Here is a 22,822-nt window from a genome sequence, read left to right on the forward strand (position 1 = left end):
CCCTCTCCCCCTCTCCCCCCTCTTATCTTCATCATTTTATAGTTAAATCAGATGCTTAATAAGCCCGAAGGATTAACCGATAACAAATCTCGTCTTTGTAATCCCTCTTGGTAGAGTATCGCATTGGCGCTAAGTAAACCACTACTAATCGCCCTTTCCATCAATCCACAGGGAAAAGGCATTTTCACCCAATCCCCTGCAAACATCAAATTTTTAATATCTGTTTGGGTTTCGGGGCGCAGTTTAAAGCTATTGGGAGGATAACCTGAAAAATTCTTCTGATTGACTAATTGTTGGTGTAAAATATTCGCATCTGCCAATTCTGGCACAATTTCGATTAACTCTTGTCTAAATGTCTCTAAAATTGCCTCTTGGGTAGGAAATTCTTTTTCCTTATAACAATAAGCGTGTAACTCTACGACACTGCCTCCTGTTTTTTGCGCCCATTCTTTATATTCAGTCTGGATGCGATGATAAAGGGTGATACTATCCGTTAAGCGATACCCCGACAAGGAAGCAAAATTAGAATGTTGCCAATCAAAATCTTTATCTAACCAAAAGCGCCCTACCGCAAAAGGATCGGCAAGTGCTAAACTTTCTACTTGAGTCTTAGTATTGACACAACTCTTGTCTTCTCCTTCTATTAAGTTAAATAAGTGTTTGATGCCGTTAACATCCGTTGCCATGACAAAGTAATCTGCTTCTAGCTTCTCGACTTTACTATTAATCTTTCTATCGGCTACTAATTTAACTCTGTTATCTTCTCTCTCGATAACTTTATAGGTGTTAAGGTTTCGTTGCGCAGGAGGGTTGACAACTTTGCCCTCTCGATCGTACACTGCTCCATGACAAGGACATACAAATTGACCATCTTTTTGTTTATTTACTGTACATCCTTGATGGGTACAAGACAAAGAAAAAGCCTTATCACTATGCTTCTCCACTGCAAATAAGGCATCTCCAGCGCCATAATAATCATACTGATTATCTTTTAATAAGGGATTCTCTTCAATCCAAAAAGGTACATTACTTATATTATTCCCCTGATAATATTCGATCGAACTTATTTTATTCCCTTCACAGTTAATCTTACTAATATTCACCTCCGTAATGATTTTACCGCCATTATGTTCGATCGTACTCGCAATGGGATCAACTAAACTTGTACCCATATCGTCCACAGTACCATTAAAAGCCAACCCCTCTGGATTGCCAAAAAAATAGAAATGGAAAAACTGCATTAGTTCACCTGTACTAAGAACATCGGGAGCATTAAGAGAAGACTTCGCAAAGGGAAGGAAGTATAAATCAAACAAGCCTTGAGGAATACCTTTATTTGCCCAATCCGTCACGGAAATAGCATCTAAATCATAATAAGTATCAGGAATATTAAAGCTAGTAATAGCATGAAAAACTCGCCAATGGGCTGGATTAGTCAGATTTATTCCCCAATGAAGAGAATTTCTCGAAGAAATGGCTAAATCTACGATATTCCAAGGGAAAGAAGAATGACTGGGGCGAAAATTCTCAGGTTTATACTTATCTCCCTTAAACACCACCGAATAATAATCAAGGGATTGAAAATTATCTTCAATACTAATTTCTTTGACAATGCTTTTGAGATTATAGTATTGAGGGAAAAAACCATGAAAACCATGCTCCATTTTAAAGGTATCTTCCCCCACTTGAATATCCCAACTAGCAATTTTTCCCCCCAACTGAGGCGATTTTTCTAACAGCGTCACCTCAAAACCTCTATTACTCAACTCATAAGCAGAAGCTAAACCTGCTAACCCCCCTCCAATTACTACCACTTTTTTCGGTTTAGTCAATTTGCGAGGTAAAACTAAAGTATCCCATTTATGAATCGTTGGTTGGGGTTTTACCACTCTTGAGTAACCAAGAATACCGAGAATACCAGTCACAGTAAATAACTTGAGAAGATGACGACGGGAGATAACACTATTCATGCAATGTTTTGATAATGACAGTAAATAACTTTACATTACTTTACCAAAAATTTTCTTTTTTTACCTTGACTTTTCACAACTATTTCGTCATAATAGTCTATATATGATAATGGAAATCTGACTGTCTATACCGAAAAATGCAAATATTCCCATTATCTAAATTTTATCAAAAAAGTCAAGAGTTGTCAACGGATTTCTTCATATTTTTTAACATCTTTTTAGTGTCTCGACATTTCGACTACGCTCAATGCAAGTCAATGCACCGCTACGCTCGATAACCGTCAATTATCATTAAAAACCATAATATTTTTTGTAGAAATTGAGTTAAATTTATTTAATGATCGCTATTAGACGTGTAATGAATTACACGTTGGGATAATGGTTTGAACTCATAACTCGCTGTGTAATAAATTCCACAGCTAATATTTGTCGTTCAATGAATTGAACTGATAAAATACAATTTTGCCTAGACTTTGAAAAAATCCTGCTTACTATGAGGCAGACTCTAATTCAGGAAAAAATATATCTAAATATTCCGCTAATTTAATCCATAATCTCAGGTTATTTTGATTCATTAAATCATTATTCTCTAATGCTAATTGAGGGATTAATTCTTGATGCAAAAATTCGTAATAAATCTCTTGAATTTTATCTAACCACAGGTTTAATTTGAGTTTCTTCCCTAGTTGAATTAGTTTATCTATTAATACTATATCTCTCTCTAAAGAGTTCGATCGAGCAGCTCCACTTTGTGATAGAGATTGTGATAAAATTTGCTCAAGACAAGAGGAGATTAACTTTTCTAAGGTTTTTTTACCCTTTGGTATCTCTAATTTGCATTGTAAATCATGGGCTTCTGTGGCAATGGCATCTAACTCCACTAAATAGGGTTCAAGGTTATCTAAATCGGGAGTATTATTATTAATAGCCTCAATCACTTTAATACAACGATAGGAAATAGCAACTTCGGCGGCTACCTGCAACTCTTGGGGAATCGGCACTTCATCCCGTTGAAAAGCTAGTAAAATACTATAATTGTCTCGATATACTTGAGTATAAAGCTGATCAAGGCGTTTTTTCGTTGTCACTGTCAATTTTTCCATAATAGCCAGTCTTTCTTCTGCAAATAAATATTTCAAATCAAAGGATTTATTACCGAAGCGCTTACTCATGGCTAAAATTAATTCTACGACACTGGCTTGTTTAAAGATGGTAAATAACTCTTCTTTCATCTCCGAATAAGCCAAGCGACTATTTAAGGGTTGGATACAGCAGTGAAAATCCCAACCCCCTAAATGCAACACCGCAAACATAAAATGTCCACTTTCCCATGTTATACCCGAAGTAAACTTCACTTGTCCCACCGCAAGGGTTAACCCTCCGATTTGTCGCTTTTGAAAATCGAGTTTTTGGGCATGATAACAGTAGATATTTTGTTCGTCTTGATAGTCATTATATAAGGAACTCAGAGCATAATGGGCGGTTACTTGTTCTAAATTTACTTGAGAGGGAATGACTGATTGACGATAGACTCCTTCTCCGTTAATATATCCTTTAACGTTACTGGGTGCATGGGATAATCGATCGATAAACTCTTTTTCTAATTGTACTCCTGCTACTTCTCCAGCTAATTCTAAGGCATGGGAAGCATAACGCAATATTTGTGTACCTTCAGGGCGAGATATTTCTTCAAAAAACCATCCGCAACTGGTAAACATTAACAGAGAGTGTCGTTGCATTTCTAGTAATCGTAACGCATCAATTTGTTCATTGGGGGAAAGTTGATGACTGCTATGACGATGTAAAAATTTTTCTACGGTGTCGGGATTTCGATCTAAAATGACTTCAATATATTCATCCCTTGCTAACCAGATATTTTTAAAGTATTTATAGCCAAAATCTTTATAGACTTTCGTTAATTCGTCTCGCAACCAATTTAAAGACTCCCGTAAGGGTTTACGCCATTTTTGATGATATTCTCCTCCTCCTCCACATCCGCAGTCGTCTTTCCATCTCTCAACACCGTGATAACAACTCCAAGCGGTGGCAGGTTTTAGTTGTACTTCCCATTCGGGGGTAACAATACTAAGATAATGGGCAAAGTTAGTGACTGTCCAGCCTTTTTGGGGAAATTCCTTTGTGAAGGCATAAGCTAGACATTTTTCGGTATCTTTTTTATGATGTCCAAAGGTTTCTCCATCGGTGGCAACGGAGATAATTTGAGATTTGCGGTTGTCTCCTCTGACGGCAAGGTTAAGACGGGAGTAAAAGTGATGACTGCTTAATAACACATCTCCGAAGCCCATATCGCCCGAAATGGGTCCATCATAGAAGAAAATATCAATATAACCACCATTGTCAACGTAGCATCGATAGGGGCGTGTGGAGTCAATTTGCCCTCCTCCTACTTCTAACCATTCTTCATTATCTCCTATGGGGCGACATCTTTTAGCCTGAGAGGGCGCGAGGATAATAAATTTAATGCCTTCTGCGATTAATACTTCTAAGGTGTCATAATCAACGGCGGTTTCTGCTAACCACATTCCTTCGGGTTGTCTGCCGAAACGATGATAAAAGTCGGCTTTTCCCCATCTAATTTGAGTGTATTTGTCTCTTTCGTTGGCGAGGGGCATGATAATATGATTATACACTTGGGCGATGGCGTTACCATGACCGTTTAAGCGTTGACAACTAGCTCGATCGGCTTCTATAATTTTCTCATAGACTTCTCGATCGAACTTTTCTAACCATGACATGAGGGTAGCGCCAATATTAAAACTCATGTATTCATAGTTATTGACAATACCAACAATATCACCATCGTTGTTAAAAATACGGGCAAAAGCATTGTTGCGATAACATTCATAAAAAATTCTCTCATTCCAATCGTGGAAAGGGTGGGCGCTTGGTTGTCTTTCGATAATATTGAGGTAGGGGTTTTCTCTGGGAGGTTGATAAAAGTGTCCATGTACGGTAACGTAAATACCTTTGGCTTCTTGTAGGGGATTCTCGTGGATAGTTTGAGTCAGGTTAGAAGGGGTAGTAATTGTCATGGTCATAAATAGATACTTTTCTTCTATTTAACCTCAAATTTCGATCGACCATAGATTTTTTTTGAGACTTTGTTAATCCTGATTAATTTCGATGACATTTTATAAGCTAAAACCCATTTAAGTTGCATTAAGTCCACTTGTCCACTTATCCGCTTATCCACCTGTCTAGTTTTCATCATTTTCTTTATGGTTCACTGAGGTTAAAATAAGTCTGCAAGATTGTTTTCGGCGATCGAAAATACCTCCTCATCGCTCTTGTTTTGCCAATCTTCATCGCCAATTTCCTTATAAAAATCAGTATCATAAGGTCGAGTGCGAACCACTACAGGCATAGGTACAGCATGACCTAATACTAAAGCCTGTTGTTTAGAGTCCAGTTTAGCTAATACTGATCGTAATCCACTAGCACCAGAAACTCCTGTAAATATAGCGTCTATGTCTTTTTCATCGTTGAGCAGACAAGTAATTCTTGTACCGACTTGAGACATCACTTCGTTATCTATGCCTGATGGTCTTTGATCTACAATCAAAAGAGTTACAAAATATTTGCGCATTTCCCGTGCGATCGTACCAAAGATAGTTTGATTAACAATTTTAGAATCGAGAAAACGATGAGCTTCTTCTATGGTAATCACTAATTGGCGAGGTCGATCGAGAATATTTTGAGTTTGCAAAAATGTTTCAGCTTTTTTCACATAGGCACTATGGATACGGCGAGTAATCATATTCGTCACCAACATATAAGAAAGCATATTTCCTTGAGAGCCAAATTCAACTACAACGTGCTTTCCACCATCCAGAAGATCGAGAATTTCCTTAATATAGTTATGAGGACAAGCCGATCGCATATACTTAAGACTCTCAAGACGTTTCAATTTTCTTTGTAGTGCCATAATTGAACCTTGATGTCCTTGTTTTTCATTACAAAACATCTGGATTTCCTCGTTAGTCATGTTTAAAAGTTGATAAATCCAGTCTCTACCGTATTCAGAAGCCAAAACATTGGCATTATCCAAACTCGCTTCCGATAAATTCAATTCTCTAGCAATCAACCTTAAATCTTCAATCTCGATTTGATCATAACTTAAATATAACTCGTGGGCATGGGGTACACCTCGCCGATTAGTGGATTCCGCATCAAGGGTATAAATTTCCACTCGCTTATGAAAAAGCTGTTTTAATCCCTTTACCATACTAAACTGTTTTCCCTCACTTACGGCTGACCAACCATACTCCGAGTGCATATCAAACATAAGGTTAACGGCGGCTTCTTTGCGAATAATGCCCGAAATCAACAACCGTGTTAAAAATGATTTTCCTGTACCAGATTTGCCAAAAATACCGTTACTACGTTCTACAAAACGCCCTAAATCCATGCAGACAGGCACTTCCATATCTAAAGGTTGTCCGATGGCAAAATTACACTTATGAGGATCATTTTCCCACCCAAAAACCGATCGAAAATCCTTTTCTGTGGACTCATAAACCTGACTAAAGTGGCTAGGAATGGTTTTAACGGGTAATAGTTGTAATTCTGTTTCTATACCATTGAGGGAAGGAATATTGTCAAAATTATTAACATATTTTTCGTCATTTGTCAAGGTTAACATTAACATCGGTGCAATTTCGATCGTGCCGTAGGTGTCGCTACCTGCTAAAATATCTAACCAGAAACTGTCACTAGGATCGGGAGGATGAGTAAAAATACGAGGGTTAGAAGTACCTAACGACACATCCGTTAAAAGACAGAAAAAGCGGGATCTCGTGCCTTGTACTACCAAAAATTTCCCCACTCTCATATCTTCTACAGAAATGTCTGAGTGTAATCTTACCTCTAAACCTTCGCTTAAAGAGCCTTGAATTACTGATCCTAGAGCTTGTGGTTGATTAGATTTCATGCTGTTCGATCGATAACAATAGATCTCTCCAAAATATAATAAAAAGAAACATTTTTTCCATAATATAATATTTTTATCCTTATTTAATTTGGCTCTCTTACTTTGAGTATGATAAATTATGTCGAAAAAAAGGTGTCAGGTATTAGGTTAAATTAAAACTGTAAATTTATAATATTTGCATTTTAAAAATCCTAACCCTATTATATAACAACACTTTTAACGATTATTTATTACTAAAATATCATAACTACTGTAGAAGAGCCATACTATTTTACCCTGACGTTGAAAAAACCCTGAAACAAAAGGGGGGAATTAGTTATATATTTTGAGAAAATCTTGATATTTAAAATAAATTGATTCTCCGGGTATAGACTCTAAAAATTGGGGAGTAACTTTATATTTATGACTAGGATATTCTTCCCTGATTTCGATAATGGTTTCGTAATGCTTATACCATTTTTGAATATTCTCTATCAGTTGTTGAAAACGATAAATAATATTTTCATAACGATAGGATAAGGCAATATATTGGATGATTTTAGCATAGGTAATAACCAAGTCTTCTTGATGAGAAATGCCTATTAATTGTCCTAATTTATCCAGTTCATCATAATTAACTTTGACGGCTAAAACAAAGGCTTTTAAGTTATTTAATTCTTGTTTTTTTACTTGTTTGAGAATATCATTAACAACGCTAAAAATGGCATAATCTTGGATATTATATTTCTTTAATAAAAGTAATAGATTGAGTCCAGATTCTTCTTCAGTAATAGCTTCTAAGGCTATTTTATACATTGATAAGGCTTTTTGAGTAGGCTCATTGACGATAACTTTTAATAATTGTTCTATTTCATTAACAACTAATTTACGAAAAAGAATTGGATCATAATTGATATTTAATTGCTCTTCTACGAAATTATATAATTGTACTTGACTTTGTCCGTGAAAATCTAATTCTATTCTACGAATTATGCGAAAATGATTAATATTTTTGATAGCAAAACTAAAGACTTTGACAAATTTGTGCAATCCTTTATAGTCATCTAAGTTATTTTCTAATTTATTTTTGATGTTAAGATAAAACAAAAATTCATCATTATATTGACCATTATCTAACATTTTTAAAGTAGGTACAATATTTTCTAGCATTTCCCATTCTGTCTCATGGAGAGATAACGCTAATTCAGGTAATGGTTGAGGATTTAATGCGCCTACTATTCTCTCTATCAAACTCACACTACCGATTAACGGACGATTCCACCAAGATTTATTGGAAGTACTAGAATTATGTGACATGGTTAGGTTACGATCGATTCATTCTGAGTTCATCTGATGAAGATTATAACTTAATATTGATCTAGGTATATAAGTGTTTAACTTGTCATCAGTTGCCATTGATTATCTTTTTTGGCTATTTCCATCATAGAACAAAAATCAACAGGAATTTCTAGTTTAGAATTGAGTAAGGCTTGAGTAATTCCTGTCACGGTGATACTATGACCTATTAAGAGTAAATTACCTGTAAATTTCGTCATTAAAATATCAATAATTCTCTCCATTCTTGCTAAAACCATTGTCTGGGTTTCAGGATAAACGGGGGTTAAATTCGATCGATATTCCCAGTTAATGAGAGGATAAAATGGTGCTAATTCTTCTTGGGGATGAAGACAAGGTGTTTCACTCATCCAATGGGGGTTATGCCATTCCCCTAAACCCGCTTCTAATTGTAGGGGTAAATTCAACATTTCAGCGATGATATGCCCTGTTTGAATGGTGCGCAGAAAAGGTGACACGATGATATGATCGATCGATCGATGTTGTAGTTTTAAACCTAGTTCTTGAGCCTGAGTTTGACCTAATAATGACAATGGTGGATCATAACGTCTTAAAGCAGTATTAAACCATTGAGGGTAAACAAAGTCAAATCGATGTCCATGTCTTGCTATGCAAATAGTGGGAGAATTAATCATAAGTAGGGGTTGCACAAAAAGTATTGTGATGAGTGGAGAGGAGAGAGTTAATCGTTGTGAGCAAAAAATCAGGTTAATTTGATGACATAATTAATAAGGCATTAACAATGGCAGAAGCTACCGTTGAGCCTCCTTTATTACCGATAATTTGTATTTGAGGAATGTCTAACTTGGCTAAATATGCCTTTGATTCTAATACTGACACAAATCCGACGGGTGCGCCAATGACGAGGGAAGGATTAATCTTTTTTAGTTCATATTGTTTACATAAAGCTATAAGGGCGGTAGGTGCATTTCCAATAACATAGATAGCGTTAGGATATTTTTCACAACATTGTAATAATCCTGTTTCTGTCAACGTTTGTCCTTCTTTAGCTTCTTTTGCTTGTTTTACCGCTACTATTATGTCGTTATCATGGGTTTTTTTAACCATGTTGCGGATGCCTTCTTTAATCATGCTAACATCGGTGACAATGGGGGTTTTTGCTTTCAAAAGTTCGATCGAACTCTTAATCACATTTGGACTACATTGAAGTAAGTGCAAAAAATCAAAATCCGCCGTTGTGTGAATAATACGGCGCACAATATTATATTCTTCTTCCGTGAGATGATGTTTACCAATAATGTTGTCAATAATGGCAAAACTTTTTTCGATGATGGGATTACTTAAATTAGTCAAAGTAATTAAAAATTTAAAAATCAATTATTATTAAAAATCGTGATATTTTTCTGGAAAATTGAGTTAAATTTATTTAACGAGTACTATTAGCAATGAAATTAATTGCGAGATAAGGGTTGTGAGTCATAACTCGTCTAGCAGTCTGACAAAGCTAATAAGTGAGTAGGCAAAATTAATTGTATGTTTACTTTATGAAAGGCAAAAGGCAAAAGGCAAGAGGCAACATGGTATTGAGAAAATTTTATTAATTCCAAAATATACAATCTATTTTGCATCAGTACTTAGATAACGTTCAATGAATTGAACTGATAAAATGTAATCTTACCACGACTTTGAAAAAACCCTGCTTAACAAAGGAGGAATTATAAAGAAGATTCGTAAATTCTTTCTTGGAAATCACTTTTCCCTTTTCCCTTTTCCCTTTTCCCTTTTCCCTACCATCATCAGTAAACTTAGATGCGTCCTAGCTTAACTATTATTACGATACCACTCGATCGTATTTTTAAGCCCTTGTCGTAAATCCATATTAGCGGTAAAACCAAAGGTTTCTTTAGCTTTTGTGGTATCCAAACAACGGCGAGGTTGCCCATTTGGCTTATCTGTTTCCCACTGCAATTCCCCTTCAAATCCCATTAACTCACAGATTAATTCCGTTAAGTCTTTGATGGTGATTTCAAAATTAGTACCCAAGTTGATCGGATCAGAACTATCATAATACTGTGTACCCATGACAATCCCCCTAGCCGCATCGTTAGAGTACAAAAACTCACGGGTTGGACTTCCATCACCCCATACTGGAAGCACTTTTTCCCCTTTTTGTTGCGCTTCGTGAACTTTACGAATTAACGCAGGTATCACATGAGAACTACGAGGATCGAAATTGTCTTCGGGACCGTACAAATTTACTGGTAAAAGATAAATACCGTTAAATCCGTATTGATTGCGATAGGATTCTAGTTGTACAAGTAAGGCTTTTTTGGCGATACCATAAGGTGCGTTGGTTTCTTCGGGATAACCATTCCAAATGTCTTCTTCTTTAAAGGGTACTGGGGTAAACTTAGGATAGGCGCAAATTGTGCCAACACAGGTAAATTTTTCTACTCCTGTTTGATAACTGGCATGGATTAACTGAGCGCCCATCATTAAGTTATCGTAAAATAACTCTGCTGGTTTTTCTCTGTTTAAACCAATTCCTCCGACGTGGGCGGCTAAGTGTATGACTACGTCTTGATTTTGGACAACTTTTTCACAGTTTTCCCACTTGGTTAAGTCGTAGTCTTTCGATCGAGGTATAGTGATTTTATCAGCATTAGCCCCTGCTTTAATCAATTCTGCCACCACTTGTTTACCTAAAAAACCTGCACCACCAGTAACAAGAATTTTTTTTGTACTTAAATCTAACATAAGAATCTATAGTTCATAACAATAAGTAATGGCTTTGTTCTATCCATGACAAATTAAAGCCTTTTTGTGTCTAAAATAATATCATTAAGTTGATACTTTAGGGTGTTTAAAAGTAACGAAAGATACTATACAAGTCTTCTTTTTTAACTTATTCTGAATGAAAATTAACTTTATCTCTGAATAAACATTTTTCTTTAATAATAATTAGTACTATGATTTATAAAGTGGGATAAAAAATGTTAAGGACTCTATAAATAAAGCTATTTATTCACCATCGGGGTATTTATGAGTGAGATGTTAAGTAAAAAATTGAATAGTTATCATAAGTCTCTTAATTATCTCGATCGATGTATCTATTTATGTGGTAATTTAGATTCATCATCCATTGATTTAGATTCTATTAATATTCCCATTGCTTTAGTAAAAACTGACACTCATCGCTTAATTTATAGCAATAAACGCTTTCAGAAAATTTTTAGTAGTTATCATCAGCATAACCCAGAAGAAAGTCATTTAGAAGATTATATAAAACCTTATACCATCGAACAAATTTTTGCCTTAGCCACAGAAAATCCCTATTTATTGATTAATAAACCTTCCACCGTTGAAAATAGACAATCTAATGATTTATATAGTTTATCTCTCCACATAGTGACATGGAAAGGAGAAAAGGTAATTATTGCTATCTTTCATCCTATCACTCATAAGTCGATCGTAGATTTAACGGCGGAATTGTCTCATTTATCCTCTTTACTCAACAATCTTCCTTCCGTGGTTTATCGCTGTCGTCTTGATGAATACTGGACAACGGAATATATTAGTCAAAACTGCTGGAGTTTAACGGGGTATGAATCGGCGGATTTTGTCAAAAATAAGAGCGTTAATTTTCAAGATATAATATATCCGTGCGATCGTCCATTAGTTACCCAAGAAGTCAACACTGCCTTAGCTTCTCATACTATTTATCAACTAGAATATAGAATAGTCCATAAGTCGGGACAAATCAAATGGGTATGGGAACAAGGACAAGGCATTCATTCTCCTACAGGAGAATTACTTTTTTTGGAAGGGCTAATAGTTGATATTACCGATAAAAGGAAAGCAGAGCAGGAAAAATCTTTGTTGTTGAATATTACCCAAGCGGTGACAACTTCTGTGGATTTTGAAACGGCATTACTTTACACTCTGCAAAAAGTATGTCAAGAAACGAATTGGGATTTTGGAGAGGCATGGTTGCCTGATGGTGACGGCGAATTTTTCTATTATTCTACGGCATGGTTTGCCCCTGATAAAAATGAATATTTTTGTGGTGATTGTACTCGATCGAAAGATACAATATCCTTAGCGGATTTTATCAGAGAAAGTAATAATTTTATTTTTCAATCTACCATAGGTTTACCCGGTAGTATTTGGAAAGAAAAACAAGCAATTTGGGTAGAAGATATAACGAAAGAAGACTGGTTTTTACGTCAAGAATTAGCTGAAAAATGTGGCTTAAAAACAGGTTTTGGAGTGCCTGTTTTAGCAGGAGAAGAAGTAGTTGCTATTTTAATTTTTTTCTGTCGTCAATGTCTAACCATCGATGAAAATTTATTACGAGTAGTGGAAACCATTGCTTCTCAATTAGGTACAGTATTTAAACATAAACAAATAGAATTAGAGTTATCTCAAAGTCAAAGACAGTTAGCCACTATTGTGGATTCTACTTCGGGGATGTTTTTTAGAATTTCTTGTGATGATAATTTGGCAAAAGATTATATTAGTCAAGGATGTCAAAATTTAACGGGATATTCTGTTTCTGAATTACTAATTAAAGGAAAAATTGACTTAGCAAAATTTACTCATCCTTTAGATTTACAACAGGTATTAAATGTCGTTAAAACTAATATTGAAAAACGTCAAAGTTATACGGTGGAATATCGTATTTTTACGAAACAAAATCAACAAAAATGGGTGTGGGAAAAAGGAAAAGGTATCTTTAATCGAGAAGGAAAATTGTTAGGTATTGAGGGTTGGATTACAGATATAAGCGATCGAAAGCACATGGAGGAAGCCTTAAATAAAGCCGAAAGTCGTTATCGTCATTTTTTCGAGAATGCCATCGAAGGAATCTTTCAAACTACTCCCGATGGTTATTATCTCAACGCTAATAATGCTTTAGCGAAAATTTATGGTTATGATACTCCTGTACAATTAATTGAAAATTTGAATGATATAGAAAATAGTTTATATGTACAACCCCACAGAAGAAAAGAGTTTCAAGAAATATTAGAGAAACAAGAAGCCATTACTAACTTTGAATCTCAAGTTTATCGTAAAGATGGCACAATTATCTGGATTTCGGAAAATGCCCGTGCCGTTAGAAATAGTCATGGTGATTTACTCTATTATGAAGGCACAGTAGAAGATATTACTAAATATCGTGAAACTCAAGAAAAATTACACCGTCAAGCCTTTTACGATAATCTCACTCAACTGCCGAATCGGACTCTTTTTTTACAGCATCTTACCAACAGTATTCACAAATTAAGAGAATTTTCCGATGGTGGTTATCAGTTTAGCGTTTTATTCCTTGATTGCGATCGATTTAAAGCCGTTAACGATAGTTTAGGGCATGGAGTAGGAGATTTATTATTAATAGCTATCGGGGAAAGATTATTAACTTGTCTCGGAGAAAAAGACGTTGTGGCAAGACTGGGGGGAGATGAATTTACCATTTTGTGTGATGAAATCAAAGACATTAAAGAGGTGGTAAAACTAGCAGAAGACATTAACTCCGCTTTCAAACCACCTTTTATTATCCATCAACATCAATTATATTGTGGTGTCAGTATTGGTATCTTTTTTAGCAATAGTATTGACATAGAAGAATATAACCACTTAACTCCCGCTCAAGTATTACAATATGCCGATACAGCATTATATAAAGCTAAATCTCAAAAACGAGGTTACTATCAAGTATTTCAAGGGCAAATGCAAAATGAAGCCTTAGAAGAATTGCAATTAGAGAATGAAATTAGACATGGTTTAATAGAGGAAGAATTTTGTCTTTATTATCAACCTATAATGGAAATTTATAGCGGAAAAATCAAAGGATTTGAAAGTTTAATTCGTTGGAATCATCCCCAAAAAGGATTAATGACACCGAATAAATTTATTAATTTAGCCGAGCAAACTGGTTTAATTATTCCTATGGGTTTTGGTGTTTTAAAACAAGCCTGTAGTCAATTAAAAAAATGGCATGAGCAACTTTCTATTTATAATCCTCATAACCAAGATTTACCTCTTTTAAGTGTTAATTTATCCTGCCAAGAATTTAATGTGGATAATTTTTTATCTACCCTTGATAAAACTATAGAAGAAACGGGCATAAATCCTGAGTATATCAAATTAGAAATAACTGAAAGTTGTTGCATTTTTCAAGAGGAATTTACAGAAGATATTTTACAACAAATAATCGATCGAAAATTTCAATTATGGATCGATGATTTTGGTACAGGATATTCTAGTTTAAGCTATTTACATAAACTACCGATTAATGGATTAAAGCTCGATCGATATTTTACCGCCAATCTGGAGGAGAATCCCAATAAAGTAAAAATTGTCAAAGCGATTTTATCCTTAGCGCAAGACTTAGGTTTAGAAGTGATTGCCGAAGGAATTGAAACCAAAGAGCAACTAATCATTTTAGAAGAAATAGGCTGTAAACTAGGACAAGGTTATCTCTTTTCGCGCCCTTTATGCCCTCATAATGCTTTTGATTTCTTCCATCATCCCCGTTGCCTTTAACTATTGCTGATACTGTCACAATTACTATAGGGCATTTTTCTGCAAAATAGACTCAATGTATTGAAAGTTAATGCTTTTATCTAGTGTAACAGTTTTGATCATTTTTCCTCTTTGTGACACCCCACCTTTCCCACTTTTTCAATTAAACGAGATACATTCTCTTACTTACTTATAATGAAAACGACAAGCTAAAATTCTTATTTTATGTTCAAAAACCTGATAAACTAAACGATGTTCTTGATCAATTCTTCTTGACCAACATCCTGATAAATCATGTTTTAATGGTTCTGGTTTTCCTGTTCCTTGAAAAGGTTCTTTTTGTATCTCTTTTATTAGTTTAATAATTTTTAGAGCTTTTTTACGATCAGTTTCTACCCACCAAGCCAAATCCTCAAAACCACAAATATCAAATTCCAAGTTTCTCACAGGCTTCCTCTAAAGATATTCCATTTTGTCTATTTTTCGCAGTTAATAATCTTTCTTTCATGGCTTCACTACTTAATAGGTAATCAGTATCATCTGTTGTAGTTAATTTCTGCCATAGTTCGATCGGAACTATTACCGCTACGTTGTTACCTTGGGCATCAGAGACATATTGAACATCAGTTATATTCATAATTTTCAAGACTCTAATCTATTTTGATTAATTATACAGCAGATTTTACATATTCTTTAAGTATTTCAATAAATAGTATGTTTTAACTGGTTATTTTTTATCAGTCACCTTTCTCACTTTTTATGTATTTTTCTTTGGAACTTTGCAAGGACAAAAAGTCATCTTTTTTCGGGTTATAAATATATAGGTTCGATCGAAAAATTCAGTTAAATTTTTCCATTATCCCCGTTGTATATAATTTAAACTGTGTTAAAAAAGTTTTTTGATGAAAAATCTAATTTTGAATAAAATTAAACGGTATATGCTATATTGTTTGTCTAAAAAATTTTATGGGTATTTCTCGGCGCTTTTTTCTCGGAGCAACAACAGCAGGATTAACTACTACTGTCGTAGGTTCAGAACTTTTTACTAGAACTAATGTTCAGGCTCAGTCATCAGAAATATCTGGTAACTCCTCTGTAGATGTTGTGGTAATCGGTGCAGGTATATCGGGGTTGATAACAGCACGGGAACTTGAAAAACAAGGTTATACTACTACTATATTAGAAGCCCGTCCCCGTATTGGCGGTCGTTGTGTAAGACAACAAACAATACAGGATTGGTGGTTAGATTTAGGAGGGCAATGGATGGGCAAAACCCATCATCTGTTCAAATCGTTAGCCCAAGAGTTGGGGATTGAAACATTCGATAGCTACTACGAAGGCAAATCAGTCCTTATCTGGAATGGAACGAAAATCGCCTCTCCTGTCGCTAGTGACTGGTTCAATTCTTTTCTCTACATCAATTATGATGACATCCCTGCCCCTGTCAACGATCGAGAGGCGGCACTCAAACTTCATCGAGAGTTTCAGCAGTTGGTACAAACAGTTGATCCTGAACGCCCTTGGCTTTCTCCCCAAGCTCGAAACTTGGATACTCAAACCATCGAAAGTTGGATGCGAAATCGAACTGATTCCGAACTTGCTCACCATATTTTTAAATGGTACTCACGAGTTGGAGGTTCTGGCGGTTTTGAACCGGGGGATTCTTCCATCCTGCACTTAGCACAAACTCAAAAGGCTTCACCCCAAGAAGAAACTCCAGAGCAATGGCTTCTCTACGGTGCGGCAGGGCAGATGCCCCAATTGTTAGCCAATCAGATTAAGGGCATGATTCGCACCAGTGCCGCCGCTCAAGCTGTTATTCGTGAGGGAGAAAGTTATCAGGTAAAAGCCTCCGATGGCACTACCCATAATTGTCGATCGATCGTCGTAGCCTTGCCACCGCCTTTGCGTAGCCGAATTATCTTTGAACCTGCATTACCACCACAGGCTTCAGGATTATTTCAGCGCTCTCCAATGGGTTCGATGTATAAAGTTTTTGCCGTTTATCCAACCGCTTGGTGGCGTGAGCAAGGTTTTAACGGCATGGGGCAAGGTAATCTTCCAACTCTTGAACTCACGGCGGACTCCTCTCCCCCTTCAGGAAAACCGGGGGTTTTAGCTTCCTTTGTCGCTGGCGATCGAGCCGTTAACTTTGCCTTCCAGTCACCCCGTGAGCGAAGACAGGCAGTTTTGGCGGATTTAGTTACTTATTGGGGAGAACAAGCAGGACAACCAACAGATTACATCGAGATCAACTGGGGTGAAGAACCATGGACAACGGGAGGATTCACTTCTTACATGACTCCGGGGGCGTGGACAAGTTTCGGTTCGGCTTGGCGTGAGCCTGTGGGGCGTATTGTCTGGGCAGGTACAGAATCTTCTCCCCGATGGGCGGGTTACTACGAAGGAGCAATTCAGTCTGGTATTGATGCGGCTAAAACCGTAAATTCCATGTTAAGCTAATGTTTCTTGATTAATTATCAAATTCGGCAGTCCTCAAAATAATTTTCACACTTCGATATAAATTATAGTTTTATATTGAATTAAGAATAAATCCTTTTTGAGGTTGCCATTGAATAGCTCCATTTTCCCATGATAAAACTTTAATGTTATTAGCTGATAAATCTTCTAAAATTTGTGGAGAAATATCTAAGCTATTCGTGATTAAAACTTGCGGATTTAAAAGTATTATTTCTAATAAATTAATTTTATTAGGGGAGATAACAACATCACATTCTATATCTTTTGTCAATATATTTTTTGTATTTTGTTCTATAAATAACCATTTTTTATCAAATAATTTAAAGTAAAGATAATCATTATTTTTATCGATAATTTCCATGGATTTTATACGCTTTTTGGGGTTATAAATCACCGACTCGATCGAAACATATTGTTGCAATAATTTTAAGGCTAACTGATTACTAGGATGAGGATTAATTAAGACTAATTCGAGGTTATTAATGCCTTGGGATTTGAGAAAAGCAAGAACATTAAAACGCACATTATTTTTATCATTGAGATTAATAATAGCATTTTTGCCCTGATTTTGAATGACAATTACGGGTTGATTGCGACTGGTTATTATAGTTAACTGTTGTATGGTAAATTTGTAATAAAGTTGAGGAATGGTGAGAAAAATTACAGTGAATAAAGTTAAATATAACCAATATTTTTGACTCCATTTATTAAAGGTAATTAAAGCAATTATTCCATAAGTAAAAATTACACTTAAAATGCTAATTTGTCCCACAGCTAAAGAACTAAAAGGCAATTTATTGACAAATTCTACTAAGATAATTAATAAACCCACAAAGGGATATAATAAAAATGCGATCGAACTGCCTAAAAGGGGAATAAAAACTCCGATAAAACCCGAAAAAATTCCCCCTAAAGTAATGACAATTACGAGGGGAGTAGCTAAAACATTAGTGATAATGCCATAAAGGGGAATATGATTAAAATGATAGGAGACGAGGGGTAAAGTCCAAATGGTAGCGGAAAGAGGCACTGCAATTAAATTGGCAATGGTTGGGGGTAGCGAGTCTAACTTGTTAACGATGGGGGGTAAAGAGACGATTAACCCAAAGGTTGCCGTAAAGCTGAGTTGAAAACCTATATCGAAAATCCACAAAGGATTGATTAACAGCAATATTACTCCGACTAACAATAGACTAGCACAACTTTTAAGAGATCGATCGTTGACTATGGCAATTAATCCCGCTACTCCCATTAAGCTCGATCGAAGGATAGAAGGATAAAACCCCGTGATAGTGGCATAAATCGCCAAAGAAACAATACCAATGACTAAACGTTGACGAGGAGAAAGAGACTGAGTGAAAAATAAAACAGTACCCAACAATAAAGAAACATGAAACCCCGAAGCCGCAAGGGTATGGGCTAATCCTGCAAGACGAAACGCATTTTGTAAATCCAAATCTAAATCCACCGCCCGACTACCAATAACCATTGAGCTAACTAAATTACCCCAAGGCACATCCAAAAACCGCACATGGGTTTGAATCATCCGCAAACGCAAGAAGAATAAAAATTTTTGCCAAGGATTACCTTCTTTTTGTAAAGCCACACTATCCGCAGACAACCCCGAAAAAATGCCTTCTGTTTCCAGATAACCAGCAAAATCAAAACCTCCCGGATTGAGAGGAGGAAGGGGTTGATATAATTTACCAATGACAGTTACTTGGGTAGAAGGAAATAAACCCTTGACGGATAACAAAGGCGCCGTTACATAAACCTTTCCCGTGACTGGTTGAGAATCGCCAGAAATGTTGACTAATTTATCAACTTTTAAGACAAATCTAGCCTTTTGATTTTGATTCGCGCGAGGGTTAGAAATAATTTTCCCTGACACCGCTACATTTTCCGAAGGATTCAGAGAGGATAGTTGATGACTAATATCAAGGCTACCCACCGTAGGAAACCGCCAATAGTAATAGAAAAATCCCGTGAGTACGATCGAACCTAGAACAAAAATACTAAGAAAATTAATTTTCCTGATGGGCTTTAAAAAAACTACGGCACTGATAACAAGGCAAATACTGAGGATAAATAGAGAAAACCATAAACCTTGAGACGGGTTAAACAATGCCGTTAACAATAAACCAACGATATAAGCGATTAATCCACTATAAATATAAATAAGTTTCATCATAGTAATATTCTGTCATTCCAACAGTAGCGAAGGAATCTCAATTTCTTAAGGATATTCTGTCATTCCAACAGTAGCGAAGGAATCTCAATGCCTTGATTTTTGCTACTTATTCCCTCTTGTCTTAGTTTCCTTTAAACTCCAAAAAAGCCTTTAAAGTTTTCTCCTTAATCCTCTCCTCCACAATGGGAAAAGTGCTTAAAATATGTTTAAATTCTACCTCATTTAAACCGTATAAATGCGCCACGATCGAATCAATTTCTGCCCGTAAATTTTCCCTTTCTTCCTTATTCGTCACCCCATTTTGATGACTTTTCAAACCAATTTCCTGCGCTAAATCATCATATTCAGCAGAAGTACAAATTAACTTTCCCGCCCTTTCTACTATGTCTTGAAAATATAAATCTCCCTCCGTTAATCTTGGTATTGGTGTTTGATAAATATAAAACATATTAACATTAGCTGTTACTGTTTGACGTAAAGCAAAATCAACAACAAAACTATTTAAAATTCCTTGTAAATAAACTACTTCTAAATTAGATATTTTCTGAGTTTGTGATAAAACTAAAATAGAATTACCACAAAAAACATTTTTAGGAATATTACCAACAATTAAAGTTCTAATATCTGTATTTCTTCCTATTGCTCTCACTCCTAATCTATAACATTGATAATCTAAAATTTGCCCTTCATCAACCCCATTTCTACCTAACACTGCTTTTCTTCCTTCCTTCTCATCAATCCAATATTTAGGTTGAGCAAAATTATGGATAAATTGATGAATCATCTTCCCCTCATAAAGCAGGGTTTTTTCAAAGTCGGGGCAAAATTAAAAAAAGATGGACTTTTTGGTTATATAATCAACCATGTCCATCTTATTTTTTGTTTATTTTAAATAAGTTATGAACATCTTATTTCAGTTTTTTCCTTTTGTCAAAGATTTTTTCTCAATTTTTTACCCGATGATTGATTCTTTTTATAACCATGAAGATATACAAGATTATATTGCTATTGATGGTAAAACTTTAAAAGGTACTGTGACTAATTATAAGGAAGAAAGTCAAAATACATTAAACGTTGTTTCTGCTTTTAGTTGTGAGGAAAACTTAATTATTGATTATCGAAGTTTTGAAGGGAAAAAAACCTCAGAAGTGACTGTAGTAAAAGAATTGATTAAACAAATTCCCTTAATTAACAAAGTATTTACTCTCGACGCAGCCCATTGTAATAAACAAACAACACAGATAATCGTTGACCGTTGTAATAATTATTTAGTTACGGTCAAAAAAAATCAAATTAAACTGTTTGAAGAATTGGAATTAATAACAAAAAAAGAACAATCTATTAGTCAATATCTCAAAAAAGATATTAGTCACGGTCGTCAAATAATAAGAGTTATATCAGTATTTGATGGTCAAAAAATTCAACATAAAAATTTTCAACACGTACAAAGCATTATCAAGATAAATAGAAGTGGAAAAAGAGGAAAAAAAGAATATGAGGAAACGGTATATTATATTAGCAGTAAAAAAGAAATGGCAGAGACATTTGCAGAAAAAATACAAAGTCATTGGAAAATAGAAAATATGGTACATTGGGTAAAAGATGCCATTTTCAAAGAAGATAAGCGGAGAATAAAGTGTAAAAAAAGTCAAAATAAAATGTCATTAATCACAAGCATAATTATTAATTATTTAAGAATAATGGGTTTTGAGTCAATAAAACAGGGAATTGATTGGTTTAGAAAAAAATGGAAGATACTATTACTAAATCCTGACATAATTTAAGGAAAATAGTAAGTAATAATGAGAAAAAGAGAGAAGAAAAAAGTCTATAGTGTAGTCAAAACAAGATAGACACGAATCGACATGGGAAAAAATTGGAAAATAAACGCTGAAAAATTAAAACTAAATAAAAAAAGTTAAAATTGAATTTTAAGTCTAAGATTAAGGGAAAAAGAGAAAAAGATGAGACAAAAAAAGGTAGTTAAAATTTGAGAATGAAAAAACCCTGTGATTTGGGGCGCACCCGGTATAGGAAAATCTAGCATTGTTGCCCAAGTCGCCCAAGAAAATAATCTCGATTTTATCGATTTACGATTATCTCAACTTGCCCCTACAGATTTAAGAGGTTTACCCGTAGCAGTGGCAGGAAGAAGTAAAAAACAAGGTATTTCCACATGGTATCCCCCCGATTTTTTGCCCCAAGATGGTAAGGGTATTCTCTTTTTAGATGAGTTAAATATGGCACCGCCTACCATGCAGGGAACTCATCGTTCGCTCAAATAAAATAAGATAATGGGCAAATAAAGGTTAAAATCAATACTGAATATAGCATTGAGCAAGATGGAGTAAAGGAATTATTATACAAACCCAGTCAGAAAGAGTCGATGATTTACCATTAATTATTTATTGGTTAACACAAATGAATATTGCTCAAATCATTGATGAAAATTTATTGCAACCTCATGGTAATCGTAAGGGATTGAGTTATGGTCAACTAGCTGTGTTATTACTAACATATATTGTCAGTGAAGCAGACCATCGCCTTTGTTGTGTTGAAAAATGGGTAAATGACCACCATCAAAGCCTTTGTGCCATAACAGGATGGAATATAGGAGAAAAAGATGCTACAGATGACCGTTGTGGAGACTTGTTAAAAACCATTGGCATTAGTGATGAACAAACCATTCCTAGTATGGAAACATCACTATCGAAGCATTTAATCAGAGCTTATGAACTGCCAACCGAAAAAGCCCGAAGCGATACTACAAGTTTCTCTGTATATCATCAACCCTCAGAAAATCAAGAAGATTCATCGATAATAAAATTTGGTTACAGTAAAGATAAACGACCAGATTTGGTACAATATCGTCAAATGTTGGGGACATTAGATCCTTATGGAATGCCATTAGTAAGTGCTACATTACCAGGAAATAAAACCGACGAATCAGATTATTTGCCCACTTGGAGACAGATGAAAGAAATAATCGGACATCCAGATTTTCTCTATTTGGGGGATTCTAAGGCATCAACCTATCAGAATCGAGCCAAAATCAATGAAGAAGGGGGAATTTATTGTTTTCCTCTGGCAATGACTCAACCACGACCAAAATTACTCTCAGATTGGGTGAACAATCCAGTCACACAGACAATAAAATTCTACCTTGATGATGAAGAAAAAGAAATAGGACAGGGTTTTGAAGTACCTTTGGGCAGTATTTGGGTAGAACCAACCACAAAAACAGACTACAAATGGATGGAAAGATGGTTAGTAGTAAAATCAAATGCCTTGGCAACTCGTCAAATTAAGGGATTACATAGTCGTTTAGAAAAAGGCGAATCGGCGTTAGTGGCTTTAGCAAAGCGACCTGGAAATGACGAGCAAGTATTACAAAAAAAGGTAGAAGAT

General features: G+C 35.3%; 16 protein-coding genes. 5 read left to right on the top strand and 11 right to left on the bottom strand.

The features are described 5' to 3' along the window. Positions 1 to 47 precede the first annotated feature (47 nt). From ACN4EE_RS15600 to ACN4EE_RS15630, 7 genes are all read right to left on the bottom strand, one after another. Positions 48 to 1,970: an FAD-dependent oxidoreductase gene (locus ACN4EE_RS15600; RefSeq protein WP_431707384.1), complete on the bottom strand. Its 1,923-nt coding sequence runs from the start codon at positions 1,968 to 1,970 to the stop codon at positions 48 to 50. A 491-nt stretch (positions 1,971 to 2,461) separates the two neighbouring features. Next, positions 2,462 to 5,029, bottom strand: a complete 2,568-nt coding sequence (locus ACN4EE_RS15605; protein WP_431707385.1) for a DUF3536 domain-containing protein — start codon at positions 5,027 to 5,029, stop codon at positions 2,462 to 2,464. A 194-nt stretch (positions 5,030 to 5,223) separates the two neighbouring features. Continuing rightward, the gene (locus tag ACN4EE_RS15610) at positions 5,224 to 6,921 is read right to left on the bottom strand and encodes a helicase HerA domain-containing protein (protein ID WP_431707386.1); all 1,698 of its coding nucleotides are present in this window, start codon (positions 6,919 to 6,921) and stop codon (positions 5,224 to 5,226) included. A gap of 312 nt (positions 6,922 to 7,233) precedes the next feature. Then, positions 7,234 to 8,217 (bottom strand): hypothetical protein, encoded by a 984-nt coding sequence (locus ACN4EE_RS15615; RefSeq protein ID WP_431707387.1) that lies wholly within the window; start codon positions 8,215 to 8,217, stop codon positions 7,234 to 7,236. Between the two features lie 77 nt (positions 8,218 to 8,294). Beyond that, a complete protein-coding gene (locus tag ACN4EE_RS15620) occupies positions 8,295 to 8,891 on the bottom strand; it encodes a histidine phosphatase family protein (protein ID WP_431707388.1) in 597 nt (198 codons plus the stop codon). A 73-nt stretch (positions 8,892 to 8,964) separates the two neighbouring features. Continuing rightward, a complete protein-coding gene (locus tag ACN4EE_RS15625; protein ID WP_431707389.1) occupies positions 8,965 to 9,570 on the bottom strand; it encodes a precorrin-8X methylmutase in 606 nt (201 codons plus the stop codon). Between the two features lie 468 nt (positions 9,571 to 10,038). Then, entirely contained in the window at positions 10,039 to 10,974 is a 936-nt protein-coding gene (locus ACN4EE_RS15630; RefSeq protein WP_431707390.1) for a GDP-L-fucose synthase family protein, read from the bottom strand. A 285-nt stretch (positions 10,975 to 11,259) separates the two neighbouring features. Here ACN4EE_RS15630 and ACN4EE_RS15635 point away from each other — a divergent pair, with 285 nt between their 5' ends. Further along, positions 11,260 to 14,763, top strand: coding sequence for a bifunctional diguanylate cyclase/phosphodiesterase (locus ACN4EE_RS15635; RefSeq protein ID WP_431707391.1), 3,504 nt, complete (start codon positions 11,260 to 11,262; stop codon positions 14,761 to 14,763). 165 nt (positions 14,764 to 14,928) lie between these two features. Here the strand turns inward: ACN4EE_RS15635 and ACN4EE_RS15640 are convergent, their stop codons facing one another. After that, positions 14,929 to 15,189 (bottom strand): Txe/YoeB family addiction module toxin, encoded by a 261-nt coding sequence (locus tag ACN4EE_RS15640; protein WP_431707392.1) that lies wholly within the window; start codon positions 15,187 to 15,189, stop codon positions 14,929 to 14,931. Further along, complete coding sequence (locus ACN4EE_RS15645) at positions 15,170 to 15,379, bottom strand: prevent-host-death protein (protein ID WP_431707393.1); 210 nt, start codon at positions 15,377 to 15,379, stop codon at positions 15,170 to 15,172. Before ACN4EE_RS15645 ends, ACN4EE_RS15640 begins: the two co-directional genes overlap by 20 nt. Before the next feature lie 329 nt (positions 15,380 to 15,708). Here ACN4EE_RS15645 and ACN4EE_RS15650 point away from each other — a divergent pair, with 329 nt between their 5' ends. Then, on the top strand, positions 15,709 to 17,205 hold the full coding sequence (locus ACN4EE_RS15650; protein WP_431707394.1) for a flavin monoamine oxidase family protein: 1,497 nt from the start codon (positions 15,709 to 15,711) through the stop codon (positions 17,203 to 17,205). A 70-nt stretch (positions 17,206 to 17,275) separates the two neighbouring features. Here ACN4EE_RS15650 and ACN4EE_RS15655 read toward each other — a convergent pair whose 3' ends face one another. Together ACN4EE_RS15655 and ACN4EE_RS15660 are read right to left on the bottom strand one after the other, a co-directional pair. After that, a complete protein-coding gene (locus ACN4EE_RS15655; protein WP_431707395.1) occupies positions 17,276 to 19,414 on the bottom strand; it encodes a ComEC/Rec2 family competence protein in 2,139 nt (712 codons plus the stop codon). Positions 19,415 to 19,535: 121 nt separating this feature from the next. Further along, a complete protein-coding gene (locus ACN4EE_RS15660; protein ID WP_431707396.1) occupies positions 19,536 to 20,198 on the bottom strand; it encodes a hypothetical protein in 663 nt (220 codons plus the stop codon). 115 nt (positions 20,199 to 20,313) lie between these two features. Between ACN4EE_RS15660 and ACN4EE_RS15665 the strand changes: the two genes are divergently transcribed. From ACN4EE_RS15665 to ACN4EE_RS15675, 3 genes are all read left to right on the top strand, one after another. Further along, positions 20,314 to 21,198: an ISAs1 family transposase gene (locus ACN4EE_RS15665; RefSeq protein ID WP_431707397.1), complete on the top strand. Its 885-nt coding sequence runs from the start codon at positions 20,314 to 20,316 to the stop codon at positions 21,196 to 21,198. Positions 21,199 to 21,423: 225 nt separating this feature from the next. Continuing rightward, entirely contained in the window at positions 21,424 to 21,699 is a 276-nt protein-coding gene (locus ACN4EE_RS15670; RefSeq protein WP_431707398.1) for an AAA family ATPase, read from the top strand. Positions 21,700 to 21,775: 76 nt separating this feature from the next. Further along, positions 21,776 to 22,822: IS1634 family transposase (locus ACN4EE_RS15675; RefSeq protein WP_431707399.1), on the top strand; the 1,047-nt coding region annotated here is incomplete at its 3' end.

It is taken from the genome of Geminocystis sp. CENA526, from assembly GCF_050753365.1.
Classification (GTDB): domain Bacteria; phylum Cyanobacteriota; class Cyanobacteriia; order Cyanobacteriales; family Cyanobacteriaceae; genus Geminocystis.

Coding starts and splice junctions, on each gene's coding strand:
- ACN4EE_RS15605 (WP_431707385.1), bottom strand. CDS start 5,029: ATGACCATGACAATTACTACCCCTTCTAACCTGACTCAAACTATCCAC.
- ACN4EE_RS15645 (WP_431707393.1), bottom strand. CDS start 15,379: ATGAATATAACTGATGTTCAATATGTCTCTGATGCCCAAGGTAACAAC.
- ACN4EE_RS15665 (WP_431707397.1), top strand. CDS start 20,314: ATGAACATCTTATTTCAGTTTTTTCCTTTTGTCAAAGATTTTTTCTCA.
- ACN4EE_RS15610 (WP_431707386.1), bottom strand. CDS start 6,921: ATGAAATCTAATCAACCACAAGCTCTAGGATCAGTAATTCAAGGCTCT.
- ACN4EE_RS15635 (WP_431707391.1), top strand. CDS start 11,260: ATGAGTGAGATGTTAAGTAAAAAATTGAATAGTTATCATAAGTCTCTT.
- ACN4EE_RS15650 (WP_431707394.1), top strand. CDS start 15,709: ATGGGTATTTCTCGGCGCTTTTTTCTCGGAGCAACAACAGCAGGATTA.
- ACN4EE_RS15600 (WP_431707384.1), bottom strand. CDS start 1,970: ATGAATAGTGTTATCTCCCGTCGTCATCTTCTCAAGTTATTTACTGTG.
- ACN4EE_RS15655 (WP_431707395.1), bottom strand. CDS start 19,414: ATGATGAAACTTATTTATATTTATAGTGGATTAATCGCTTATATCGTT.
- ACN4EE_RS15660 (WP_431707396.1), bottom strand. CDS start 20,198: ATGATTCATCAATTTATCCATAATTTTGCTCAACCTAAATATTGGATT.
- ACN4EE_RS15620 (WP_431707388.1), bottom strand. CDS start 8,891: ATGATTAATTCTCCCACTATTTGCATAGCAAGACATGGACATCGATTT.
- ACN4EE_RS15615 (WP_431707387.1), bottom strand. CDS start 8,217: ATGTCACATAATTCTAGTACTTCCAATAAATCTTGGTGGAATCGTCCG.
- ACN4EE_RS15630 (WP_431707390.1), bottom strand. CDS start 10,974: ATGTTAGATTTAAGTACAAAAAAAATTCTTGTTACTGGTGGTGCAGGT.